Here is a 26703-nt window from a genome sequence, read left to right on the forward strand (position 1 = left end):
ATGAAAAATTTAGATGAAAGGTTAAAAATAGTAGAAAAACATGTAAAAGATGATGAAATTACAATAATGATTATTGGTTTAGGTAGTGTTGGAACATATTTGCTTGACTTTTTAGTAAGTAAAAATGATGCTGCGATAAAATTAGTAGTTGTTGGAAGAAATCAGGAAAAAATGCAATCTGATGTTAATATTGTCCGTGTTGCAGGTCTTATTCGTGAAGTTAACAAATCTCAAATTGTAGTTGAAGCAGGTGTTGACTTAAACGATATTGATTCAATTCAAAAAGCAATCAGTAAACATAATCCTGATTTTATTGTTAATTCAAGCAGAGCATATCCTGGTCTTAAATATGGAAGTATATCTTGGAGTAATGTAAGGGCTTACGGTATTTGGACTCCTTTGTCAATTAAATTTACTAAAAATATTATGGAAGCATGTGAAAATGTTGACACTGATGCAGTTGTCATTAACACTTCATACTCTGATGCAGTTATTCCATGGCTTAAAAGTGCTGAAAAAGCATATCCTGACTTTGGAAGTGGAAATTTAAATCACTTAATTCCTAGAATGAAATTTGCAGTAGCAAATATTTTAGGGGTGGATGATTTCTGGAATGTTGACTTTAATTTTGCAGCAGCTCATTTCCATGATGTATGTATTAGTAAAGAAGGACAAACCGAAGGTGTGGACTTGCCTCTCAAGATATACTACAAAGGCGATGAACAAGACATTCCTCATGATGAAATTTATAATGCATGTTCAATTAGTATGCCCGTTGATCAAAAAAGGAATATGATGAATGCTTCTAGTAATTATCGTATTATTTCAGCAATAATTGATGCAATACGCACCGGTGAGAATCAAAAAATATTTTCTCCAGGAGCGTTTGGTCATATTGGAGGATATCCTGTAATTATTGGTTATAAAGAGGGTAAAATTTCTGCTTGGATTGATGAATCTGTATTTACATTTGATGAAATGGATAAAGCAAATCGTAAATCCCTTGCTTTAGATGGTGTGGAAGATATTCTTGATGCAACCTTAATCTACACTGATGATTTAATTAAAAAAGTTGAAAAAGCATTTGGTGAAGATTTACCGAAAAAAGTAAAATATGATGAAATTGAAAAAACCGCTGAATTTCTCATTGAAAAGATAATCACTCCACAATTAAATAAATAGGATCAATCATAATGAAAGTTGAAGATTTTGTTGATGTTTTGGATTGTGAATTTTATACTGGTGTTCCGGATTCACAATTAAAAGCATTATGTAATTATTTGATAAATGAATATGGCATTGATGAAAAGCATCATTTAATCGCAGCTAATGAAGGTAATTGCACCGCTCTTGCTGCAGGTTATCATTTAGCAACTGGAAAAGTTCCAGTCGTTTATATGCAAAATAGTGGTGAAGGAAATATTATCAATCCTGTTGCATCACTTTTAAATGATCAAGTTTATGCAATTCCAGCTATTTTTGTCATCGGATGGAGGGGACAACCTGGAATTCATGATGAACCTCAACATATTTATCAAGGAAAAATTACTTGTGATTTGCTTGATTTAATGGATATTGAGAACTTTACAGTCAGTCCGGAAACTTCTGTTGATGAACTGAATGATGTAATGATTAAATTTAATAATGTTTTAAAATCAGGTAAAAGTGTTGCATTTGTTATTCTTAAAAATGCTTTAACTTATGATGGGAAAACTATTTATGAAAATGATAATGAACTAATTCGTGAAGAAATTATAGAACACATTGTTAATGTATCTGATAGTGATCCAATTGTATCAACAACGGGTAAAGCAAGCCGTGAGCTATTTGAAATAAGGGAATCTAAAAATCAAGCTCATAAACATGATTTTTTAACAGTTGGTTCAATGGGGCATTCTTCTTCTATTGCTCTAGGGATTGCAATAAATAAGCCGGATAAACGTGTTTGGTGTATTGACGGTGATGGAGCTTTATTAATGCATATGGGATCAATGCCGGTTGTTGGAAATGTTAATCCTGATAATTTAATTCATATTGTAATAAATAATGGTGCTCATGAAACCGTTGGTGGAATGCCAACTGCAGCGGCAGGTACTGATTTAGTTGCTATTGCAAAAGCTTGTGGTTATTCTTATGCAGTTTCTGTGGATAATATTGATGATTTGGATGAAGAACTTATTAAAGTAAAAAATATGGGTAATTTATGCTTTATTGAAGTATTATCTTCAATTGGTTCACGTGCTGATCTTGGAAGGCCGACTACAACAGCATTAGAAAACAAAAAAAGCTTTATGAACTTTTTAAATCAATGAATTTTAAGTGGTATTTTGAAATATAATGAATATGATGATAAAACATTAAAACATCTGCAAAGTTTGGAATTAATGATTTTAAAGGATTTCATTAAAATTTGTGAGGAAAATAATCTTACATATTACATGTATGCTGGTTCCCTTTTAGGAACCATTAGGCATAACGGGTTTATTCCTTGGGATGATGATCTGGATGTAATCATGTTTCGTGATGATTTTGAAAAATTCAAAAAAATTTTTATTTCATCTCAAAGTGATAAGTATGAATTATTGTCCAATGAAACTGAAAAAGATTATTTTCATTTGCTTTCAAAATTAATGCTTAAAAATACTAAATTTGAGGAAGACTGGGTTAATCAGGTTGATTTTCATATTGGAATAAATATGGATATTTTTGTTTTAGATGATTTGGCTAATGGCAAATTCAAAAGGAATTATCAACTTAAAAAATCATTTTTATATAATAAACTGCTGATTATGTCTAAAATAAAATTAAATGATTTGCCTTTTTCTACAAAAGTAATAACTCATGCATGTTACCATATTTTAAATTTATTTGGAATTAAACCATCAAAAATAAATAAAAGATGTTTAAATTTTTTAAATAAATATAAAAATCCTGATGCCGAATTTGTATTTGATATATCTGCTAATGCAGATGAATACCCTCAAATATTTCGTAGGGATGATTTTAAATCTATAATAAAAGTTAAATTTGAAGATATTGAAGTTAATGTGCCTGTTAACTATGATCATATTTTAAAAAGTTTGTATGGGGATTATATGAGTTTACCTCCAAAAGAGGACAGATATAATCATATTACAGAAACCTTGGATTTTGGTCCATATGAACTATAATCTTTTCGATTTTTTATTTTTTAAAGCTTTTTTATATCAACATTATAAATAACATTTTATTCAAAATAACTATTTTTAAAACATCTTATTTGAATAAACTTAAAATTTTCCTAAATTAAAAAGTAATCTATTTAATACATTACATACAAAAATTTCTAGTATAAATTATAGGAAATTGTAAAAAAATGTCAGATAAAAACGAATGGGGCAGCAACATGTCATTCATCCTTGCAATGATAGGTTCTGCTGTTGGACTTGGAAACATTTGGAGATATCCTTACGTACTTTATTCTAACGGTGGGGGTGCATTTTACATCCCTTATATTGTAGCAATTCTCTTAATGGGAATTCCTTTCTTGATCTTGGAATATGGTGTTGGATATAATTATAAATCTTCATTTGCAAAAGCAATCAGAAAGATTAATGCCAAATGGGAGTATTTAGGCTGGTTTTTACCAGTTGCTGTATTTATGATTATGATTTATTACTCTGCTATTTTAGGCTGGGATGGAATCTACATGGTTTTGAGTTTCTTTAAAGGTTGGGGAGCAGATCCGAACACTTACTTTGCAACTACTCTCTTACAATCTAGTGATTCCATGAATGGATTATTCACTTTCATTCCGGTTATTGCTATTGCAATGCTTGCAGGCTGGGTAATTATTTGGTTTATTTCACATAAAGACCTTGAATCTGGTTTAGGTAAGGTATCAAAAATATTGGTGCCGTTATTGTTCTTAATCATGGTTGTTATTGTAGTATTTTCACTTACATTGCCTGGATCTTCAATTGGTCTTGCTGAGCTATTTAATCCGGACTGGTCACTTTTAACTCACTTTGAAATATGGATGGCTGCATTCGGACAGATTGTATTTTCATTAAGTTTGGGCATGTCTATTGCATTTACATATGCAAGTTATACAAAAGACGGTTCCGATTTAATTACAAATACAATTTCTATTGCACTTGCAAATTCCATATTTGAAAATTTTGCAGCATTAGGAGTATTTTCAATTTTAGGTTATATGTCCCTGCAATCCGGAACTGCAGTTGCAGACCTTGTAACTCAAGGTACTGGTCTTGTATTTATAGCATATCCAACTGTATTTAATGTATTGGGTGATTGGGCATTAGTACTTGGACCGTTATTCTTTTTAACAGTTTATCTTGCCGGTCTTACAAGTATTTTATCTACAATTGAACCATTGTCTTTTTCAATTCAAAACAAATTCGGTCTAACAAGATCCAGGACAATGACAATATTGTGTGTTGTTGGTGCTGTTGTATCGATGCTTTATGCAACTGCTTACGGCGGATCCTTACTTGGATATGTGGATACATTTATTAACCAGATAGCATTATTAATCGGGGTTGTAGCTGAATGTATTGTATTTGCTTGGATATTTGAAGCTGAAAAATTAATTGATTTCTTAAATGCGAGAAGTAAAACAATTAAACTTGGTAAATGGTGGTTGGGTATTGTTAAATACATATTACCTATTTTTGTAACTGTTATTTGGATTGGTGGTATGGTTGATGTAGTCAACAATGGTACAATGGATCAATTAATATTTACAATAATTTCAGCCGCTGTTTTATTAATTGCTACTTTGATCTTTACTGTTCTTCCTGCTAAAACTCCTGAATGGGATAATGCTGAAGACAGAGTATAGTGTTATGCTTAATTTATAACACTCTCTTTTTCTTTTTTTGATTATTATTTTTTTTAAATTGTCTTATGGAACCAATATCCATTTTAAAAGATTTTAGGTGGTATAATATTCATATACTGTCAATTTCAACATGGGCACTGAACTTTAATTGTATTTACTTGTTTTGAAACATTTGAAACAAATGATAATATTCGCTTGATTTTAATATTAATGGTATTTTAGCATATTTTTGAAGCTTCAGATGCTTCAGAAACATTTTATATTCTCAAAAGAAGTTTTAAATCATATTTTCTGCTTTAACATTGATTTGGGTATTGATGGAAAAATTATATCAATTAATATCTGCATAATAAGTGAAATTAAAAAAAACAAATATTTAAAGCATTTACAAGCAGTTTTAATAATATTTCTCATAATATTGCTCATTTTGCGTTAGTTTAATTCAAATTACTCTTTATTCGTTTTCATTTTCAAAACAGAAAAGTATTTTAATATGCATGTCTAATTATATTTAACAAAATTTTATTGAGGTGAAAATTATGAAAAACTATGTTATAATCTTGATTGGTGTAATTATCGCATTGGTGATTGTTGGTGGTGCTATTGCATACACTTCTATGCATGATGACACTAGTGATAACAACAATACCACTATAAAATCTTGCATCCCGAATATAACAAATGCAACAAATGATGCTCCAAATGCAACAGGTGATGATAAAAATACCACTTCATCCGAACCTTATGTTGTAAGTGAAGTTGTTAAATTTAATGCACAGCAAGGTGAAGGATATTACCGTGAAGTAACATATAGTGATGGTAATTTCCGTCAATATGATGTTGATACTGGTAAATTAATAGGTTCTTCATATGATTCGGATCAAGATAAACTCCCAAGCATGGAATGAGATAATGATTTTTAGTGAATTATTAAAACATTTCAATATCAAAGAGGAGTTTCCACCTTATCTTCTTGATCAATCCTTTAATGAAGTTTTCCTTGATGGAGAGTTGTTTAGAATTGATAAAAACTATAAAATAGTAGTTAAAACACGTCAGGATGTTGTTCATAAAATGTTTATAAAACCGGATGATATGTATCCTGTAATTATATTGTCAAAGCTTCCAAATGGCCTTTTAAATGGTATGAAATTTGGGCATGCTAAAGATGATGTAATTTATATTAATAAATTATAAAACTACTATTTTTCTTATTTTTTAACTATTTTTATATAATATTAAAACTAAAAATTACAGTATTAATAATTTATTTATTCTGTTGATATCATGAACAAAAAAGAGTTAATTAATAGCGGTAAAGTAAAAAGTGTATTCAACACAGATAATGATGATGAAGTAATCATTGAGTTTAGGGATGACATGACTGCTGGTGACGGTGCAAGAAAAGAAATAATGGCAAATAAAGGAGCTTATAATGCTGTGATATCTTCTAAAATATTTAGAGTATTGGAGGAAAATGGTGTTGCAACTCAATTTATTGACCTTCCTGAACCAAATGTCATGGTTGCAAAAAAACTTGAAATGATTCCTATTGAAGTTATTGTAAGAAACATTGCAACTGGCAGTTTAGTGCGTAAATATCCAATTGAAGATGGCACTAAATTAAATCCACCAATTGTTCAAATGGATTTCAAAGATGATGAATATCATGATCCTATGCTCAATGATTCAATTATCAAAGCATTAGGAATAGCTACTCAAGAAGAAATAGATATTTTAACTGAAAAAGCATTGAGAATCAATGAAATTTTAACTAAATTCTTTGCTGATTCAGGAATTATTTTAGTTGACTATAAAGTCGAATTCGGTAAGGATAAAGATGGAAACATTCTTTTAGGTGATGAGATATCTCCTGATGGATGCAGATTATGGGATAGTGAAACATTGGACATGTTAGATAAAGAATTATTTAGAAAAGGAAAAGATGATGAAGTTATGACTGCTTATATGGAAGTTTATAATAGAATCATGCCGGAAGACGAAAAGGTGATTTAAATGTTATTTGATATTGAAGTTAAAATCTCACTTAAAAGGGGAATGCTGAACCCAGAAGCTACTACAATTGAAAGATCTCTAGATTTACTTGGTTATAAAGTTAAAAATGTAAAAACTGATGAAATCATTAAATTCCAAATGGAAGGTGAAGATAGGGAAGTAATCAGATCAAATGTAACTGATATGTGTGAAAGATTACTTTGTAATCCTGTAATTCATGATTATAAGATTAATGTTATTCCACAAAACATGGCTTGCGGTAAATAAGGTGAGAAAATGAAAATTGGAGTAATTAGATTTCCAGGAACCAATTGTGACCGGGATGTTGCAAAAGCCTGCGAGCTTGCAGGTCTTGAACCGGAATATGTTTGGTGGAGTGAAGAAAAACTGACTGACTTTGATGGTATTGTAATTCCTGGCGGATTTTCTTATGGGGATTTCTTAAGAGCCGGTGCAATGGCTTCCATTACACCAGTAATCGATGGAATAAAAGAATTAGTAAAAGAAGAAAAACCAGTTCTTGGAATTTGTAATGGTGCTCAAATTTTAGGCGAAATCGGTCTCATTCCTGGAATTTTTATTACAAACGAAAACCCTAAATTCAATTGTGAATGGTCTAAATTAAAAGTTGCAACTAACAGAACTCCATTTACAAAAGCATTTAAAAAAGACCAAATTATTGACCTTCCGATTGCACATGCAGAAGGAAGATTTTACACAAAAGATGTTGATTTACTAAAAGATCAGGATCAGATTGTTTTGCAATTTGAAGGTAAAAACCCTAATGGTTCTATTGAAGCAATTACAAGTGTATGTGATGAATCAGGTTTGGTTGTTGCTATGATGCCGCATCCTGAAAGAGCTTGCGAATCAATATTCGGTTCTGATGATGGTCTAAACTTCTTTAAAGGATTTTTATAAAAAAGTGGTGTGTATGGTAGTTTATTTAATTGGTGCGGGACCTGGAGATGCTGATTTAATAACTCTTAAAGCGGTCAAAGCTTTAAATAAAGCAGATGTTGTTTTATATGATTATTTGGCTAATGAAGAAATATTAGCTCATGCTCCGGAAACTTCACAGAGAATTTATGTGGGTAAAAAAGCAGGTGAGCATTACAAAACTCAGGATGAAATAAATGATTTAATTATAAAGCAGGCTCGGAATAATGAAAATGTAGTTAGACTTAAAGGAGGAGATCCTTTTGTCTTTGGTCGTGGAGGAGAAGAAATATTGGCTTTAATGGAACATGATATCAAATTTGAAGTTATTCCAGGTGTAACTTCAGCTATTGGAGCACCAACTTCTCTTGGACTGCCAGTAACTCATAGGGGTGTTGCAACATCACTCACGATTGTAACTGGTCATGAAGATCCTACAAAACCGGAAAGTCAAGTTCATTGGGATTATACTGCAGACACTTTAATTATTTTAATGGGTATTGGTAATATTCGTGAAAACACAGCTGAAATCATGAAATATCGTTCAGCCGATACTCCAGTTTGTGCAATTGAAAGCGGGACATTGGCTAATCAGAATTTAGTATTCGGTACTTTAGGCGATATTTCAAATAAAAAAATAAATACTCCGGCTATTTTGGTAATTGGTGATGTTGTAAGCATGTATAAGGATATCTATAATTATCAGGGTGATTAGATGTGTGGAATTGTTGGTTGTATTTTAAAAAATGATGATGATGTAGCTCCAATTCTTTTTGATTGTATTTCTAAATTGGAATACAGGGGATATGATTCAATAGGTCTTGCCACTTACAGTGAAGATAAGATTCACATTAAAAAAGACAAAGGTAAAATCAAGGAAGTTGATAATAAATTAAACCTATCTGATATGCCTGGAAATTATGGTATTGCTCATGTGAGATGGGCAACACATGGCGATCCTTCCAAATTAAATTCACATCCTCATGTTGATGAAAGAAGAGATGTGGCTGTTGTTCATAATGGTATTATTGAAAATTACTTGGAAATTAAAGAAAAGTTAATAAGTGAAGGTCATGTATTCAAATCTGATACTGATACTGAAGTTATTCCTCATTTAATTGAGAAATTCACAAATGAAGGTTTTGACCTTGAACATGCAGTTAGGAAAACTGTTGATATTATACATGGGACTTATGCAATTGCAGCAATATCTATTAATGAACCTGATAAAATTGTTGCAACCCGTAAGGATTCTCCATTAATTGTTGGAATCGGGGGGGAAGGATATTACCTTGCATCCGACTCTCCAGCTATTTTAAAATATGCTCGCGACATTATTTATCCTGAACAGGGGGAAATAGTCATTCTTGATAAAAATGGTGTCGTTGTTCATGATGAATTTGATAATCCAGTCAGCAAAGAAATTGAAACAATTAACTGGACACCTGAAATGGCTGAAAAAGAGGGTTATAATCACTTCATGATTAAGGAAATCAATGAACAAGCAACTTCGGTTAGAAATACTTTAACTCAAAGGGAACATATTCAGGAAATTATTGATGATATTGATGAGGGCATTCAAAGAATATGCTTTGTAGCATGCGGAACATCATATCATGCATCGTTAACTGGAAAATATTTAATAGAATCTCTTGCAGGCATTCCAACAGATGTTATTCTGGCTTCCGAGTTTAAATATTCCGCCAATACATTAAATGATAAAACTTTAGTTATATTTATTTCACAGTCCGGTGAAACTGCTGATTCACTTAAGGCCCTGGATGTGGCAAATGAAACTTCAAAAACTTTAGGTATTGTTAATGTAGCAGGTTCTTCAATTACAAGAAGGGCGGAATATGTAATTCAAACTCAGGCAGGTCCGGAAATTGGAGTTGCAGCGACAAAAACTTATGTGGCCCAACTTACTTCAATTTATTTATTTGCTGCACTGCTTGCCAAAAATACAGAATTGCTTGAAGAACTTGAAAAAGTTCCGGATTTCATTGATGAGGCTCTTGAAGATATTGATTTTATCAAAGAAATTTCAAAAAGATATAATTATGCTCGTGACTTCTTCTACTTGGGAAGAGGTTATTCATATCCCACTGCTCTTGAAGGAGCTTTGAAACTTAAGGAGATTACTTATATTCATGGTGAAGGCTATGCTGCGGGGGAACTTAAACATGGTCCTTTAGCCTTGATTGATGAAGGCATTCCTGTTGTTGTTATTGCGCCACCGGGAGATTCTCACAGGAAAACAATGAGTAACTTAGAAGAAGTTAAATCCAGAGGAGCTAATGTACTGGCTATTGGTTCGGCTGATGATGATGCACTAAAAACTAAAGCAGATGATATTATTACAATTAATCCGGAAGTAAATGAGATAATCGCACCTTTAGTTTATGTTGTTCCTCTTCAGCTGATTGCATATTATATTACTCTTGAAAAAGGGCATGACCCTGATAAACCTAAAAATCTAGCAAAATGTGTGACTGTTGAATAAGAACTTTTCAACATTATTTTACCTTTTTCATTAACTCTTTTTAAACACTTTAATTTTCATTTTAATCTGTTTTCAATCGTTATTCATGATTTATCATTAAGCAGGAGTTATAAGCAAAAAATTGTTAGATGATGCTAGGTTAATATGTGATGTATTGATTGTTGTGTATTTTAACTATTTATTGCCAATTTGTTATTTTGACGATTCGAATTTCTATTTAATTTTTTCTTTTGTTAGTAATTTTAATTATTGCAATATATTTGTTATTATTTTTATCCTTTTATTTCTTTATTTTCTTAATTTAGGCTTACTTGAGCTTATTTTAAAAAACAAAAGCTTTTTATACATAAAACCAAATAACAATTAACACGAAATAAAATGTTAAATGGAGATTATTCATGTTTAATAAGAAAATTAGTTTAATTTTATTAACATTAGTTTTTATGTTATCAATTTCTGCAGCTGTTGCAACTGATACAAATTCTACTGATGATGTAATTTCTAGTGATGAGGAGGCTGAACCTCCATCGGTTGTATCTCAGGACATATCTATAAATGAAGGAAATGATTCAAACCCTCAGGAAAATTATACTTTGAAGGGCAGCGATGTAAGTATGTATTATAACTCAGGATCTGGTTATGAAGCATCATTATCTGATGGAAATGATTCTGTGGAAAATGCAACTATTAATTTAAACATTAATGGTGTAGATTATAATAAAAGCACTGATGCATCAGGTAAAGTTTTTTTAATCATAAATTTAAAACCGGGCGATTATGTAATCACAGCTAGCTACGGTAATTTAACTACAGAAAATAAGATTAATGTATTGCCGGTTATAACTGGAAATGATGTTTCAACAACTTATAAACATTCAGTACCATATTCAGCTACATTTTTAAAAAGTGATGGTAGCCCATTATCCAATACCTATGTCAAATTTAAATTAAATGGCAAAACATATTCCAAGAAAACAAATTCTAAAGGAATAGCTAAATTATATGTCGGTTCAAAAATCGGAACTTATAATATTTATGCAATGCATCCTAATGGATACAGCATTTCAAATAAAATAACTGTAAAAAATTCAATCATATCAAGCAATCTGAAAAAACATTATAGGAGCTCAAAAACTTTTAAAGCAACATTTTATGGTAAAAATGGTAAATTATTAACTGGTAAAACCATTAAATTCTACACTAAAGGATCTTATTTCTATAAAAAAACTAATTCCAAAGGTGTGGCTTATATTAAAGTAATTTCAAAACCTGGAACCTATAAGATTACTTCAATTAACACAAATACCGGTGAGAAGAAATCCAATACAATTACTGTGTTATCAACACTGGAAGCGAAATCAATGACAGTTTTCACCGGCACCACTTCAAAATTTAAAGTGAAACTTTATAAAGGTGAAAACATTGCTAAAAACACTAAAATGACAGTTTATGTTGACGGTGTTAAAAAAAGAGTAACTACAAACTCAAATGGTGTTGCAACCGTTAAGTTCAAATTAGATAAAGGGATTTATAACATCAAATCGGTAGATCCTTTTACAGGCTATGTTTTAAATAAAAAAGTAACTGTAAAACTGGCTTCTATCAGTGCTATTAATGTCAATGCAATTGAAGGCAAGGAAGGGTTATTCCCTGCCAAGCTTTTACAGCAGAATGGTAAGGTAGCTAGTGGTACTTATATGGAGATGACTATTGATGGTGTAAAACATAAAGTCAAAACTGATTCAAGAGGTATTGCAGGTTATAAGTTCACATTTAAGGATGCTGGTGTGCATACTGTAGTTTGTAAAGATTTATCTACAGGCTATAAGGTAACCAAAAAGATTAATGTTGTAAAAAAGGGTGAAGGTAAATCTTATGATCAGTTTGGTGTTTCAGAAGATGGCAAAACAATGCTTGTGATTGGCAGGCCATCTGCTTCTGGTGAAACAGCTAAGTATGGTTATACATATTATAAAACTGAAGTGGATAGAACCTGTCCGATCTGCGGGAGCAATGAACTTTACTGGAGCATCTTTTGGGCTTCCGGTAATACTGATGGCGGAACTTTCCCAGAAACACCTAGCCGTCCGGCCCATTATGATGAGGGCAATTTAGATGGCATCATTATTTGCATGCATTACACTGGAGATGATGAGTATTGTGATGCCGACTGGTCTGTTTTCGGGCATAATCATGATGGTAGCGGTAGGGATTTAAAGCTTGTATCAAAACCAGTCAGATCATCAGAAATAGAAGCATATCTGCTTAAAAGCGGATATTATGTTAAAGTATAATCTCCATCTTTAACTTTTTCTAATCTTTTTTTCATATCCAATATTCTGGCTGTTGAATTGTTTTCTCTGTCTTGCTTTTCTGAGTATTTTTTTTCACATTCAATGATGTAGAATGCTTCGGGGGAGGTTGTTGACGGAATATTCATTTTAATAAGGTTTCTTTCAACACGTCTTTTTAATTTTTCATCATTTTCCATTGCATCCCCCAGAAATATTGGTGTTTTAACGGCAGATGAAATTTTAGTATTATGACGTGCATTGTGCCTTTCTTCAGATCTTTCACTTAAAATAAAGTCACTGGATTTATTCAAATCCGGATCTCTAAATGGTATTCCAACATCTGAAAGTGCAATTCTTATTTCATCATTTTTGGGAAGTGAATAATCAAGCATTTCAGGATTCGGGCTTGCAAGTGTTCCCCCCTGTTTTCTTCCAAAAATCGGACCAAGACCGATATAGAAGCCAGCTTCAATAAAAGCAGCTCTTACTGGTGCTGATGAGGTATATGTTGCAACAATGCCATTGTCTTTTATTATTCTTTTAAATTCTTTGAAAAACTCAAGTGAAAATAGTTCTGGAGTCATATTCTGACTGAACGGATCTAGGAATATCGCATCATATGTATTGTCCTCAAGATTCTGAACAGTCTGCCTTGCATCTTCAACAAACACATTAATATCAATATTTTCCGGAATTTCACATTCTTCTAAACTTAAAGTTGCATAATCTAATCTGATTAATTCGTCTTCAATAGCTTTTTTTGTAATGTCATGTTCCGGTATTGGGGATGGAACTAAAAGACCACAGGCAAATGTTGCTTTTGAAATTTCAACCATGTCTACTTTTAAATTTGAATCAAAGCTATTTTTAATAAAATCAGCAATGGCTGCTGATGAATTGTAGCCTAATCCTGCACAAATGTCTAAAATTGCAATATCTTTTGTGTAATCAAATTTCATCGGTTTTATAAATTTCTCGAATGACTCACTTATTGCACCTGTAGATGTATGTAATGTTTCAACTTTATGATTTATTTCTTTTGAATTAATAGAATAAGATCCATCATCGGTTAAAACAAAGTAATTCTTGTAAGTATCAAAAAAATTAAGTCTGCTTTCATTATTTTGACTAGTTTTTTCCTGACCGAAACATTCATTCACTAAATCAAAAATATCATCATTAATTATCCTAGCACTATTTTCATAACTCATTTTATCTAAACTTAATTTTTGAAAGTTCTTTTTAATAAACTTTAAAATTTTGAGCAAACTTTATATAATTTTCTAATTAAAATAAAATCTAGTCATTGTAATAATCCAAATTTTTGGATATATTTTTTTTAAAGAACTTGAATTATTAATTTTCACCCGAATTAAAGATAAGGTTTATAATATGTTTGAAATTAAAGCAAAAGATAATATGGGTCGTGTTGGAGTTTTAAAAACTAAACACGGTAATGTAAAGACTCCTGCATTAATGCCGGTTATTCATCCTAGAAAACAGGCAATTGATGTTGGGAAATATGGTGCTGATATCGTTATTACTAACGCTTATCTGATCTACAAAGATGAAGAATTGAAACAAAAGGCAATTGATGAAGGACTGCATAAATTAATTAACTTTGATGGTCCAATAATGACTGATTCGGGATCATTTCAGTTATCTGTTTATGGTGATGTGGAAATAACAAACAGGGAAGTGATTGAATTTCAGGAATCAATTAAAACCGATATTGGAACAAGCCTTGATATTCCAACAGCTCCTTTTGTTGACAGGGAAAAGGCGGAAAGTGATTTAAAAATCACATTAGAACGTGCAAAGGAAGCAGTTGAATTTAAAAAAGAAAATAATATTGAAATGTTATTGAATTCTGTTGTTCAGGGATCCACTTATCTTGATTTAAGGCAAGACTGTGCCCGCCAACTCTCAAAACTCGATGCTGATTTATATCCTATTGGTGCGGTAGTTCCTTTAATGGAATCTTACCATTACAAAGATTTGGTGGATGTTGTAATGAATTCCATGAAAGAATTGTCCGACAGTGTTCCCCGTCACTTGATGGGTGCGGGACATCCTATGATTTTTGCATTATGTGCAGCAATGGGATGCGATTTATTCGATTCGGCAGCTTACATCTTGTATGCAGAAGATGATAGATTCTTAACAACTAGAGGAACTTACAAGCTTGAGAACTTACATGAAATGCCATGCTCATGTGAAGTCTGCACTAAATACACTCCAGATGACCTGAGGGCAATGCCTAAAAAACAAAGAAGAGATTTAATTGCTCAGCACAATTTGCATGTTTCTTTTGCAGAATTAAGACGTATCAGACAAGCTATTTATGAAGGCAGTTTAATGGAACTTGTAGAGGAACGCTGTCGTGCTCACCCCGCACTTCTGGATGCAGTAAGACAACTTGGAATGTATGCCTGTGATCTGGAAAAATATGATCCGAGAAGCAAAAAATCCGCATTTTTCTACACAGGACCTGAATCATTGGGAAGATCTGAAGTATTAAGGCACATTCAAAAACTAATGGCAATGCCTAAAAAGAGGGATTTAATTTTACTTCCCCCATCAAGAAAGCCATATTCTAAATTCATTTCAGGTAAACTCGGTGACTTTTACAGATACGGCGAAGAACATGATATTGATTTGGATAATGCTGACTTTATGGTTGTTGATGTTCCATTCGGTTTGATACCTCTTGAAGTTGATGAGGTTTATCCGTTAAGTCAAAATTCAACTCCAAAAATACGTGATGTAGATGCAGTTGAGTTTTTACAGGAATTTGTTGATGAATTCTCTGGATATTATGAACAGGTATTAATACATTCAAGAGTTCTTAAGGATTTAGAAATAGAAGGGGAAAATAATCTTGTTGATGCAGAAATCAGATACGCAAAAGATGATGTTAAAAAAATAAAGGCTATTGCAGACTATCAGTTTGGTGTGGGTGCGGGTGAAGCATTATTTGATGGCAACATTAACATTGAGAAAAGTAAAAAAACAGGTAAAATAAGACACATTTATGATGGTAAAACATTAATTGTCAATATGAGGGCATCTGATTCCTTTTTGGTTTTATCAAAAGAAGGTGCAAGAAGACTTCATGCTGCAATGCCGTCTTTAAGTAACAGGGTTGTTGTAAATAAAGATTCAGAACCATTTGCACTTGATGGCAAAAGCGTATTCTGTAAATTCGTCGTTGACTGTGATGATAATATACGGTCTAATGATGAAGTTTTGATTGTAAATGAAGAAGATGAATTGCTTGCTTATGGTAAAGCATTGCTTGGAGCCTGTGAAATTAAGGAATTAAAAACTGGTCAAGCTATTAAAACACGTAAAGGTATGAAAAAGTGATATTATGGTTGATAATGATAAAGTAAATACTGGTCACAATATTGAAGATAAAGAACTTATTAAAAATGCAAGAAAACCTGTTGGTGAGCTGGGACATCAGATATTGGACAGGATGAATAAATCTCACGAATCCATGGCGCAGTGGGGAGTAAGTCACTTTGAAGTAAAAGAGGATAGTAAAATATTGGATATCGGCTGTGGCGGCGGAAAGAACATTGAAAGATTTGCAAAACAAATTTCTCAAAACGGAAGAGTTGTAGGTATTGATTACTCTGAAGTAAGTGTTGAAAAATCCGCTAAATTAAACCAAAAATTCATAGATGGGGGAATTGTTAATGTTCTTCAGGGATCTGTTTCTGACATGCCGTTTCACGATGAAACTTTTGATATTGTAACTGGTTTTGAAACCATTTATTTCTGGCCTGATTTTATAAATGACTTAAAAGAAGTGAACAGGGTTCTTAAAAATGATGGTATTGTATTTTTCTGTAATGAAGCAGTATATAGGGAAGGTGAAATGGAAAAATACGATGATTTGGTTGAACTTTTGGACATGAAAATCTATTCGGAAGAAGTTTTAAGAAATTCATTGGAAAAAACTGGTTTTAAAGACTTTAAAGCTTATTTAAATGATGAAAACGATTGGATTTGTGTGACTGCTAGAAAAATTTAAGGTAATATCATGGCTAATCAGGTAAAAACAATATTTGCAAACATGAGTTTCATGCTAGTCTCACAGATTATTGCTAGTGTCTGTGCTTTTGTTTGGACAATTGTTACTGCTTGGTATTTGGGTCCGTCTGATTACGGAGTATTTGGTGCAGCAGTATCTTTTGCAGCACTTTTTGGTATTGTAATTGATTTTGGACTCTCGACTTATGTTGTAAGGGCAATTTCTACGGATTTTGCTAATGAACATAAATATCTGGATAATGCAATTTCTCTTAAACTGTTTTTATCCGTATTTTATGTAATTGCAGTATACTTATCGGTATTGGTCATGGGTTGGCAGCCTAAATTGGTGTTAGCTTGCGTATTCCTTGCTTTTGAAAATGTTATAAAATCTTATCATGCTATTTTATTTACTTCATTCCAAGCACATGAGAAAATGAAATATCAGGCCGTTACCAATACTGTCATCAATGTATTCACACTGATATTTATATTGTTGGTTGCATGTACTGATTATGCATTAGTTGGAATTTTAATGGCATATATTGTTGCAAATGCATTGGGTTTGTTTTATGAAGTTTATGCACTTAGAAAACACATTATTAAACCGAAATTGTCGTTTGATTTTAGTTTTTACAAGGCATTATTAAAAGCAGGACTTCCTTTTGCTCTAACCGGTCTTTTTTATACAGTTTATTATTCAATAGATCTTGTCATGATTACACAGTTTTCAACTACTTATGCAACAGGACTTTATAATTCAGCATATAAGTTAATAACAGTTTTAACCTTATTCTATACAATCTATACCTCTGTTATTTTCCCGGTAATGAGTAAATTGTTCACAGATGAGAAGGATTTATTGAATTTAAGTTTTGTAAAGTCAATTAAATATCTGATGCTGGTCACTATTCCTATTGCAGTATTTACTTCATTTTACTCATATCAGATTATTGCAATTTATGGGGCGGAATATATTGAAGCCGGTGGTGTTTTACAGATACTGATTTGGACAGTATGCTTCTTGTTTGTTAATGGTGCGTGTTCATTGGTATTGAATGCATCACACCAGGAATATTCAGTTACAAAGATTTATACAATCGCCGCATTATTTAATGTTGTTTTAAATTTAGCATTGATTCCGAAGTATTCCGTTTACGGCGCTTCGGTTGCAACAGTTTTAAGTGAAATTTTAATTTTGGTCTTGGAACTGTACATGCTTGGAAAAATCAACCAGCTTCCGGACAGGCACTTAATTCATGATATTTTAAGGATTATTTTCGCATCTTTGGTCATGGGCACTGTTTTATATGTTCTTGATTTAAACATATGGGCTGCTATTGCGGTATCTGTGGTGGTCTATTTTGCAGTTATTGTGCTGATTAAAACTGTTGATAGTGAAGATAAACTGATAATTAGGCAGATTATCAACAGATAATAGAAACCTTTATATATAATTAAAACATAATTATATATGTTGTTAGTTACATGCGGTGTTAGTCCAGCCTGGTTAAGACTCTAGCCTGCCACGTTAGAGACCCGGGTTCAAATCCCGGACGCCGCATTTTTTTTATAGCAGTTGTGGTATAGTCTGGTTATTACTTGGGCCTTCCAAGCCTACAACCCGGGTTCGAATCCCGGCAACTGCACCTTTTATATAAATTTCTTTTTTTAATATTCCTGTTTTCTTTAGAAAATTATTCAATATTTAGTTAATTTTATATAAGACTAAGTAGATAATATAAATAATTAAATTAATTTGTAATTTCTTTAATAATTATTTTAAGGTGATTTAATGGTAGGAATTGTAGGATATGGGGCATATGTTCCCTCATATAGAATTAAAGTAGAAGAAATTGCTAAAGTTTGGGGAGATGACCCTGTAGCTTTATCAAGAGGATTAATCGTTAATGAAAAATCCGTACCTTCTTCTGATGAAGATACTGCAACAATTGCAGTTACTGCTGCTAGATACGCTCTAGCAAGAGCTCAGATTGATCCAAAAAATATTGGTGCGGTTTATGTCGGTTCCGAATCACATCCTTATGCAGTAAAACCAACTGCTTCAATTGTTGCTGAAGCAGTTTGTGCAACTCCAAAATTAACTGCTGCGGATCTGGAATTTGCTTGTAAAGCAGGAACTGCTGGCATTCAAATGTCTATGGGACTTGTTCAATCTGATATGGTTGATTATGCTTTAGCTATTGGTGCTGATACATCTCAAGGAGCACCAGGTGATGCTTTAGAATACACTGCATCTGCTGGCGGGGCCGCATATATTATTGGTAATGATAATACTGTTGCCGATATTGAACACACTTGCAGCTATACAACTGATACTCCTGATTTTTACAGAAGGGAGGGTGAGCCTTACCCATCTCATGGTGGACGTTTTACAGGAGAGCCGGCTTACTTTAAACATGTTTTAAGCGCTGCCGAAATGTTATTCGATGAAACCAATACCGCTGCTGAAGACTATGATTATGCTTGTTTCCACCAGCCTAATGGTAAGTTTTACTTAAGGGCAGGTAAAAAATTAGGATTCACTTCTGAACAGATTGAAAGAGGATTACTCACTCCTAATATTGGAAACACTTATTCCGGTGCCGTACCTTTAGCGTTGTCTAATATTTTAGATGTTGCAGAACCTGGAGATAAAATATTTGTTATTTCATATGGATCCGGTGCTGGAAGTGATGGTTTTGCAATAACTGTCAAAGATGAAATTGAAGAGAGAAGAGAATTGGCTCCGAAAACAGAAGATATCATCAGTAAAAAAACCTATGTTGATTATGCTGTATATGCTAAATTCAAAGGTAAAATTAAAATGTAAGGGGGCTTGAATATGAGAGATGTTGCTATTGTAGGAGTTTCACAAACAAAATTCGGTGAATTATGGGATTCATCATTTAGAGATTTAATTGCTGAAGCAGGTGTAAAAGCTTTAGTGGATGCTGAAATTGATGGTGCAGACATTGAAGCAATGTTTGTCGGAAATATGTCATCTGGACTTTTTGTAGAGCAAGAACACATTGCTGCTCTTATATCTGATCATGTTGGTCTTAATCCAATTCCAACCACAAGAGTTGAAGCTGCTTGTGCATCCGGCGGTTTGGCTTTAAGACAGGGAATCATGGCTGTTGCCTCAGGATTCCATGATGTGGTAATTTCTGCAGGTGTGGAAAAAATGACCGATGTCGTTGATGCTACTCCGGCTATTGCTACTGCATCTGATAAAGAATGGGAAGCACAGCAGGGAGCTACTTTCCCATCATTATATGCAATGATTGCTAAAAGGCACATGTATGAATACGGTACTACCCGTGAACAGTTGGCGCAGTTTTCTGTAGTAAATCATAAAAATGCATCTAAAAACCCGAATGCACAATTCCCGTTTGAAATTACTGTAGATAAAGTTTTAAATGCAACCATGGTAGCGGACCCATTGACTTTATTTGACTGTTCCCCTGTATCTGACGGGGCGGCAGCTGTTGTTATGGTGCCTGCGGAAGATGCTAAGAAATATACTGATACTCCAATTTATGTAAAAGCTTCTGCACAGGCTTCTGGAACTTTAACATTACATGACAGAAAAGATTTAACTACCATTGAATCTACAAAAGTCGCATCCAGAAAAGCTTACGAAATGGCTGGAGTTACACAAAAGGATATTGACTTGACTGAAGTTCATGACTGTTTCTCAATCAATGGACTTTTAGCTGTAGAAGACTTAGGATTTGCTGAAAAAGGTAAAGGTGGAATAGCTATTGAAGAAGGTCAAACTGAAATTGATGGTGATTTCCCAATCAACACATCCGGCGGTCTTAAAGCACGTGGACACCCATTAGGTGCAACCGGTATTGCTCAGGCTGCCGAAGTAGTATGGCAACTTAGAGGAGAGGCCGGTGCACGTCAAGTGGATGGTGCTGAAATTGGTATGACTCACAACATTGGAGGTACCGGAGGTACTGCAGCTGTACACATTTTCGGAAGAGATTTATAAATCTCTTAACTCTTTTTCTTTTTTCATGATAATTAACACAGGTTCCAGAACTGACATTCCCGCTTTTTTCAGTAAATGGCTTTTAAACAGAATTGATGAAGGTTCAGTCTGCACCAGAAACCCATACAATGATGATATTTATAAATATCCGTTGGATTCAAAAATAATTGACTGCTTGTGTTTTTGTACTAAGAATCCAAAACCGATGATTGCTAGTTTGGATAAGCTGGATGATTTCAGACAATACTGGTTTGTAACAATAACTCCTTATGGAAAAGATATGGAACCCAATGTTCCAGGTTATAAAAACGTAATGAAATCATTCAAAAAGTTGTCTGAACATTTGGGAATCGGCAAAGTATCCTGGAGATATGACCCCATTTTCATATCTGAAAAATATAATCTGGATTTCCATATTGAAATGTTTGATAAAATGGCATCTGAACTTGGGGATTATACGAATGATTGTACAATCAGTTTCATTGATTTGTATCAAAAGGTCTTGAGAAACTTTCCCAATTCAAAGGAAGTTACTCAGGATGAACAATTAATTATAGGCAGGGAATTTTCAAAAACAGCTAATGAACACAATATTAAAATGAAAACATGTGTTGAAGGAACTTTGCTTGACCAGTTCGGCTTTGATTCAAGAGGATGCATGACTCAGGAAGTAATCGAAAAAGCTATTGGTAAAAATTTAAAAATCCCTAAAGGAAAATATAGAATCCGTGAATGCGACTGTATATTTGGAAGGGATATCGGAGCATATAATACCTGCCTGCATGGATGCAAGTATTGCTATGCAAACACCAACATGAAGCTGGTTAAAAAGAATCAAAAACTGCATAATTCAAATTCACCATTATTGATCGGGGATGTTAAAGAGGGTGATGTTGTAAAAGAGGTTAGGGAACCTAGCTATATTGATACACAACAAAGATTCATTTGATTAGTGCATTTCCATATTTAAATTTCATTTGCTTGAAATATATTTCTAATTTTCATATTGATTTTCAGTTAACTGAAAATAATATTAATTTTAGTATTTACTTTTCAATATACTGAAAACTTTATATTACAGTTATGATAAATTAATAATTATAAAAAGAAGTGTGGTTTTAATGATCATCCAAAGAAAAGATTATATTGATAAAATTAATCCTTTTGTAAATAAACATATTATTAAAGTTTTAATAGGAGCAAGACGTTCCGGCAAGTCAACCATATTAAAACAAATTATTGATTCATTAATAAAACAAGGAACCCCAAAGGAGAATATTGTTTGGATGAACTTTGAATTAAGTGATTATTTTGAAATGGATAATATTAAAAAGCTTGAAGAGTTCATATCTAATAAAACTGAAAATATTGATGGTAAAATTTATCTATTTTTTGATGAGATACAGATTGTTCCCCAATGGGAAAAATTAATCAATTCTTACTTTGCAAAAGAAAATTATGACATATATATTACCGGATCAAACTCAAAATTATTGTCCGGCGAGTTTGCTACATATTTATCCGGCCGCTATGTGGAATTAAACATATATCCATTTTCTTTTAGGGAATATCTTGAGTACTATGAAATTACTTCTGATTTCAAATCTCATTTTTACAGATATTTGGAAGATGGGGGTATGCCTTCAACATTTGACTACAGGGGTGATGATAAAAGATTAATTCTGATTGATTTATACAATTCTATTGTCCTTAAAGATATAATTCAAAGAAATAATGTTAAAAATGTTGACTTGTTGGATAGAATTATGAGATTTGTAATGTATAACATTAGCCAGCCCTTTTCCGCAAATAAAATTCATAAAAGACTAAAGCAAGATATGGTAAACTTATCTGTAAATACAATTTACAATTATCTGAAATTCTTTGAAAATGCATGCCTGATTTATCAGGTAAAGCGCGAAGATTTACAGGGTAAAAGAATATTAAAACATGATGAAAAATATTATATATGTGATTTGGGTTTTAGACAGGCAATAATAGGAAACAATCAAAGGGATATCACTCGTGCAATCGAAAATATTGTTTATTTGGAACTTTTAAGAAGAGGATATGAAATCACCATCGGTAAAGTTGATAACTTGGAAGTAGATTTTGTATGCAAAAAACAAAATAAACTCATTTATATTCAAGTTTCTTATTTATTGGCAAGTGAAGAAACTATTGAAAGGGAATTTAAACCGTTAAATAATATTTCAGATAATTATCCGAAATACGTAATAACCATGGATGATGCGGACATGTCTCATGATGGAATCATTCATTTGAATTTAATTGATTTTTTAAGGGATAATGAAGTGATTTAACATCTGGAATTCATATTCTTTTTTAGGGAGTTTATAAACTCATTTTGTTTTTTAAATAATTTTTTGAAGACAAGTAATATTTGTTTTTATATGAAACAAAATTCACTAAAAATTAGCGGATAATTCCGCTACTTTTTACTATAATTTGTTCGTAATATATCAAACAAAAATCAAAAAAGCAGTAGCTAATTTCAATACTGTTATGCAAACGCCAACATGGAGCCGGTTAAAAAGAATCAAAAACTGCATAATCTGGATTAGCCATTGATTATTGGGGAGGTTGTAAAAGAGGTTAGGGAACCTATCTACATTGACACTCAAACTAGGTTGTTTTAAATGCTTCTAAATGGGTATATTCCATTTTTTTCATAACTGTTCTTAAGCCAATATCCAAATATCGGGTCTGTAATTTGATATTTGTCATTTGCATATTCAATTAAATCATAGTCCAGAAGGCGATTTAAGGGTCTGTTTAGTGATCCGCTAGTTACTTTGAGGGAATTTGCCACTTCTATTCTCTTTTTTGGATTTTCAAGTAGTGAAATTATGATTTTCTGTTCCTGGAATGTTAATTTGGACCACATGTATACGAAATGGATTGCAAGATAATCAATTGAATCCTTGAATAATTCGCTTATGTTATTTTCACTTAATGTTAGGTTTTCTGGAAGATATTTTGCAAATATGTTGATGTAATAAGGAATTCCACGTGTGCATTTGTAAAATCTTTCAAATCCTCCATGGTCTAGTTGGATGTTTCTTCTCATTGATTTGATATAGTTTTCAGTGGTCTTTTTTGAAAATGGTTGAACTTCAATTGTCAGCATCCTCCCTCCAAATGCCCCTTTATTTCCATTTAAGTCATTTATTAAACTGTCTTTCAGGCTCATGCTTCCGCAAAAGATGTATGCAACATTCTTTTGTGTTTGAATGAAACTGCGCATATACCATAAAAATCCATTCAATTCATCTCCCAAATCTTTGATTAATTGGATTTCATCAATGAATATGAAAACTCCTTTTATCTTATCATTATTGTCTTCATAAATTTTCTGAGGCAGTTCCATTACAAATTCCGCCAATCTCTCATAATTGTCTTCACTTTCAAAGATTGGGATGGGGATGTGTTCGTATGATAAGAGTTTATCTATTTTGAAATTTTTTGTTTTAAAATATTTTTCTATTTGATTGCTGATTGTTTTTAAGCCGAATTCTTTGGATGATCTGATGATTGAGTCGTAGATTATTTTTATCATGCTTGCCCTTGTGAGATTTTTCTGTTGATATGCACTGCTTCTGGATAAATCGATATCTACAACTAAATATTCCCTTTCAAATTTATTTCTGATTTTTTTGATGAGGGCTGTTTTTCCAACTCCTCTAATTCCTGTTAATAGTATTGTGGGTGCGGAGTTGAATTCAGTGCTGATCAATAAATTTGATAATATGTTGATTTCATCTCTTCGATTGAAAAATTGTGTTTCGGTTAAATTTGTATCTGTTATGCTTGCAATTTCATCCATCTGTTTCCCTCAAGTAATGTGTTTTTCATTATATAATATTATGTATTGTATTTTGAATTATGTAATTAACTTTTCATTATATTTTGTAATATAATGTATTTTTCATTATATATAATCCTGATTATTTAAAATACGGATTCAATTAAGTATGGTGTTGATGATAATTCCACATTAATTATAAATTTATTGACCAACATAAGTTATTAACAACATATTACAACTGAGTGGTTTCAATGAAAATTATATCATGGAATGTTAATGGATTTGAATCCATTATTGGAAAAGGATTGTTATAAGAGATAATAGCTCAATACACTGGCATATTATGTTTACAGGAAGTCAAGTCAACTTAAATACCGGAAATTGAAAATTACATTTCTTACAATTATCCTGCATTTAGCTATTGAATCCAACTCAGCAACCAGAAGAATGTATAAGAAATTAGGAAGAAGCAAGACCTAAAGTTGACTTTATTTAAAGGAGATTAACATGCCAATATATAATATTGATGGAGAAACATTAACTCCAATTAAACAGGTAAAATTTAAAAACGAAAGGGAATTACAGATTTTAACCGAAAAAAACCTTGAAGAACTATTCGGTTTAAAATTTATTGCAACTGAATTTCAGGTTGACAATTTAAGAATAGATACATTAGCATTCAATGAAGAAACTAATTCTTTTGTAATTATTGAATATAAGAATGTAAAAAATTATAGTGTTATCGACCAAGGATATAGCTATTTATCCCTATTGCTTAATAACAAAGCAGAATTTGTTTTAAAGTATAATCTTGTTTGTAATGCTGCATTATCTAAAGATGAGTTTGATTTTTCACAAACCAATGTAATGTTTATCTCTCCAAGCTATACTACTTATCAATTAAGGTCTGTTGAATTTTCTGATATAGCTTTTGAATTATGGAAAGTAGTTAAATATTCTAATGGTACTGTTTTATTTGATAAAGTTAATAATACTGATACTCAAGCTTCAATAAAACAAATTACCAAAGAAAACACTAGTAAAGATAAGGTCAATAAGGAAATTAAAAAATACACGGAAGAAGATACTTTAATGAACAAATCCGATGACATTAAATCTTTGTATGATAATTTAAAGGAATTAATTTTATCCAATTATGATGATATTGAAATTAACCATTGGAAATATTATGTTGCAATTAAAGTGAATAATAAAATGGTTGCTACTGTAAGTGTTTTATCAAAATCTTTGAAAACATGGATTAATTTAAAAGAAACTGAATTAAGAGATTCCGAAGGCAAAGTTAGAAATGTGTCTAATATTGGACATCATGGTGTAGGTGATTATGAGTATGTAATCTCTTCAGAAGATGATTTATATTATTTCAATAAGTTATTTAAACAATCTTACGATGAAAAAATTTAAGTAGGCCTTAATATGAAAATTGTTACTTGGAATGCCAACGGTAAATTCAGTGAAAAGTTTCCAGCTATTCTGGAAAAAGATGCTGATATTTATGTAATTCAGGAATGTGAAAATCCTGAAATAATTAATTTAAAAGAATATAGTGAATTTTCTTCCAATTATTATTGGGTTGGTGAAAACCAATATTATGGTCTTGGAATATTTGCTAAAGATAATGTAAAATTAGAATTGGTAGATTTGGATGATAAGGGACTCAGATATTTCATACCATTTACTGTTAATGATGATTTTAATCTTTTAGGTGTTTGGACCAATCCTGATATGGATGGCACTAAAACAATTTATTATCCTAAAGAAATAACCAAATATTACGAAGAACACAAGGATTCAGGATTCTTCAATGAAGACATGATTATCTGTGGAGATTTTAATTGTGATGTAAGATTAAAAGGCACTCATGCCAAGAATGTTTATGAAGTAATTGAAAAATTGTCTGAATGTGGTCTTGTAGACATATATCACCATTTAACTGGTGAAAATGAAGGTGAGGAAACTACGCCAACTTTTTACATGTATAGGCACTTGGATAAACCTTATCACTTGGATCATATATTTTCGTCATCAGATAAAGTTAAAGCTTTGGAAATTGGTGATGCAGACAAATGGCTACAGTTAAGTGATCATGTACCGTTAATCTTTAAAATTTAAAAAATAACCTTGTTGAAACCATGTTAAAATTTAAGTGAATATCGGTACTATTTGCTTTTTTGGTCAAATAATTTCTTTTTATTCTTTGTTTTTTTCTTCGTA

At 32.0% G+C, this 26703-nt stretch carries 23 protein-coding genes and 2 tRNA genes; 23 read left to right on the plus strand and 2 right to left on the minus strand.

Annotation, left to right across the window (positions count from 1 at the left end; translation table 11 throughout):
• The 12 genes from EDC42_RS05350 (at position 1) to EDC42_RS05405 (ending at position 12595) form a co-directional block, all read left to right on the plus strand.
• Positions 1-1182 (plus strand): saccharopine dehydrogenase NADP-binding domain-containing protein, encoded by a 1182-nt coding sequence (locus EDC42_RS05350; RefSeq protein WP_069574496.1) that lies wholly within the window; start codon positions 1-3, stop codon positions 1180-1182.
• A gap of 11 nt (positions 1183-1193) precedes the next feature.
• Positions 1194-2312: a phosphonopyruvate decarboxylase gene (gene aepY / locus EDC42_RS05355; RefSeq protein ID WP_069574497.1), complete on the plus strand. Its 1119-nt coding sequence runs from the start codon at positions 1194-1196 to the stop codon at positions 2310-2312.
• Positions 2313-2327: 15 nt separating this feature from the next.
• Entirely contained in the window at positions 2328-3170 is an 843-nt protein-coding gene (locus EDC42_RS05360) for a LicD family protein (protein WP_069574498.1), read from the plus strand.
• A 185-nt stretch (positions 3171-3355) separates the two neighbouring features.
• Positions 3356-4843, plus strand: a complete 1488-nt coding sequence (locus EDC42_RS05365) for a sodium-dependent transporter (RefSeq protein WP_069574499.1) — start codon at positions 3356-3358, stop codon at positions 4841-4843.
• Positions 4844-5382: 539 nt separating this feature from the next.
• Positions 5383-5751, plus strand: a complete 369-nt coding sequence (locus EDC42_RS05370) for a hypothetical protein (RefSeq protein WP_069574500.1) — start codon at positions 5383-5385, stop codon at positions 5749-5751.
• Between the two features lie 4 nt (positions 5752-5755).
• The gene (locus EDC42_RS05375; RefSeq protein WP_069574501.1) at positions 5756-6040 is read left to right on the plus strand and encodes a hypothetical protein; all 285 of its coding nucleotides are present in this window, start codon (positions 5756-5758) and stop codon (positions 6038-6040) included.
• 90 nt (positions 6041-6130) lie between these two features.
• Positions 6131-6859 carry a phosphoribosylaminoimidazolesuccinocarboxamide synthase gene (purC, locus tag EDC42_RS05380; RefSeq protein WP_069574502.1) on the plus strand — a complete coding sequence of 243 codons (729 nt, stop codon included), beginning with the start codon at positions 6131-6133 and terminating at the stop codon, positions 6857-6859.
• Positions 6860-7126, plus strand: coding sequence for a phosphoribosylformylglycinamidine synthase subunit PurS (purS, locus tag EDC42_RS05385; RefSeq protein WP_069574503.1), 267 nt, complete (start codon positions 6860-6862; stop codon positions 7124-7126).
• A gap of 9 nt (positions 7127-7135) precedes the next feature.
• On the plus strand, positions 7136-7780 hold the full coding sequence (gene purQ, locus EDC42_RS05390) for a phosphoribosylformylglycinamidine synthase subunit PurQ (protein WP_069574504.1): 645 nt from the start codon (positions 7136-7138) through the stop codon (positions 7778-7780).
• Positions 7781-7793: 13 nt separating this feature from the next.
• A complete protein-coding gene (gene cobA, locus EDC42_RS05395; RefSeq protein ID WP_069574505.1) occupies positions 7794-8513 on the plus strand; it encodes a uroporphyrinogen-III C-methyltransferase in 720 nt (239 codons plus the stop codon).
• Positions 8514-10301 (plus strand): glutamine--fructose-6-phosphate transaminase (isomerizing), encoded by a 1788-nt coding sequence (gene glmS / locus EDC42_RS05400; RefSeq protein WP_069574506.1) that lies wholly within the window; start codon positions 8514-8516, stop codon positions 10299-10301.
• A 398-nt stretch (positions 10302-10699) separates the two neighbouring features.
• The gene (locus EDC42_RS05405) at positions 10700-12595 is read left to right on the plus strand and encodes a hypothetical protein (RefSeq protein WP_069574507.1); all 1896 of its coding nucleotides are present in this window, start codon (positions 10700-10702) and stop codon (positions 12593-12595) included.
• On the opposite strand, the gene EDC42_RS05410 is transcribed toward EDC42_RS05405, so the two are convergent.
• Positions 12580-13806: an MnmC family methyltransferase gene (locus tag EDC42_RS05410; RefSeq protein ID WP_069574508.1), complete on the minus strand. Its 1227-nt coding sequence runs from the start codon at positions 13804-13806 to the stop codon at positions 12580-12582. The genes EDC42_RS05405 and EDC42_RS05410 overlap by 16 nt on opposite strands.
• Positions 13807-13987: 181 nt before the next feature.
• Between EDC42_RS05410 and tgtA the strand changes: the two genes are divergently transcribed.
• The 9 genes from tgtA (at position 13988) to EDC42_RS05455 (ending at position 22963) form a co-directional block, all read left to right on the plus strand.
• Entirely contained in the window at positions 13988-15964 is a 1977-nt protein-coding gene (gene tgtA, locus EDC42_RS05415; protein WP_069574509.1) for a tRNA guanosine(15) transglycosylase TgtA, read from the plus strand.
• A gap of 4 nt (positions 15965-15968) precedes the next feature.
• Complete coding sequence (locus EDC42_RS05420; RefSeq protein WP_069574510.1) at positions 15969-16637, plus strand: class I SAM-dependent methyltransferase; 669 nt, start codon at positions 15969-15971, stop codon at positions 16635-16637.
• Positions 16638-16646: 9 nt separating this feature from the next.
• Positions 16647-18074, plus strand: coding sequence for a flippase (locus EDC42_RS05425; RefSeq protein ID WP_069574511.1), 1428 nt, complete (start codon positions 16647-16649; stop codon positions 18072-18074).
• A 52-nt stretch (positions 18075-18126) separates the two neighbouring features.
• Positions 18127-18200 (plus strand) — tRNA-Gly (locus EDC42_RS05430).
• An 11-nt stretch (positions 18201-18211) separates the two neighbouring features.
• Positions 18212-18285 (plus strand) — tRNA-Gly (locus tag EDC42_RS05435).
• 146 nt (positions 18286-18431) lie between these two features.
• Positions 18432-19469, plus strand: coding sequence for a hydroxymethylglutaryl-CoA synthase (locus EDC42_RS05440; protein ID WP_069574512.1), 1038 nt, complete (start codon positions 18432-18434; stop codon positions 19467-19469).
• A 12-nt stretch (positions 19470-19481) separates the two neighbouring features.
• Entirely contained in the window at positions 19482-20639 is a 1158-nt protein-coding gene (locus EDC42_RS05445) for a thiolase domain-containing protein (RefSeq protein WP_069574513.1), read from the plus strand.
• Between the two features lie 25 nt (positions 20640-20664).
• The gene (locus EDC42_RS05450; protein ID WP_069574514.1) at positions 20665-21588 is read left to right on the plus strand and encodes a DUF1848 domain-containing protein; all 924 of its coding nucleotides are present in this window, start codon (positions 20665-20667) and stop codon (positions 21586-21588) included.
• A 175-nt stretch (positions 21589-21763) separates the two neighbouring features.
• The gene (locus tag EDC42_RS05455; protein ID WP_069574547.1) at positions 21764-22963 is read left to right on the plus strand and encodes an ATP-binding protein; all 1200 of its coding nucleotides are present in this window, start codon (positions 21764-21766) and stop codon (positions 22961-22963) included.
• Between the two features lie 332 nt (positions 22964-23295).
• Here the strand turns inward: EDC42_RS05455 and EDC42_RS05460 are convergent, their stop codons facing one another.
• Complete coding sequence (locus tag EDC42_RS05460) at positions 23296-24486, minus strand: AAA family ATPase (protein ID WP_069574515.1); 1191 nt, start codon at positions 24484-24486, stop codon at positions 23296-23298.
• A 489-nt stretch (positions 24487-24975) separates the two neighbouring features.
• Here EDC42_RS05460 and EDC42_RS05465 point away from each other — a divergent pair, with 489 nt between their 5' ends.
• Complete coding sequence (locus tag EDC42_RS05465; protein WP_069574516.1) at positions 24976-25893, plus strand: DUF5655 domain-containing protein; 918 nt, start codon at positions 24976-24978, stop codon at positions 25891-25893.
• A gap of 12 nt (positions 25894-25905) precedes the next feature.
• A complete protein-coding gene (locus tag EDC42_RS05470; protein ID WP_069574517.1) occupies positions 25906-26601 on the plus strand; it encodes an endonuclease/exonuclease/phosphatase family protein in 696 nt (231 codons plus the stop codon).
• The last annotated feature ends 102 nt before the right edge of the window (positions 26602-26703 follow it).

Source organism: Methanobrevibacter gottschalkii DSM 11977 (genome assembly GCF_003814835.1).
GTDB lineage: Archaea > Methanobacteriota > Methanobacteria > Methanobacteriales > Methanobacteriaceae > Methanocatella > Methanocatella gottschalkii.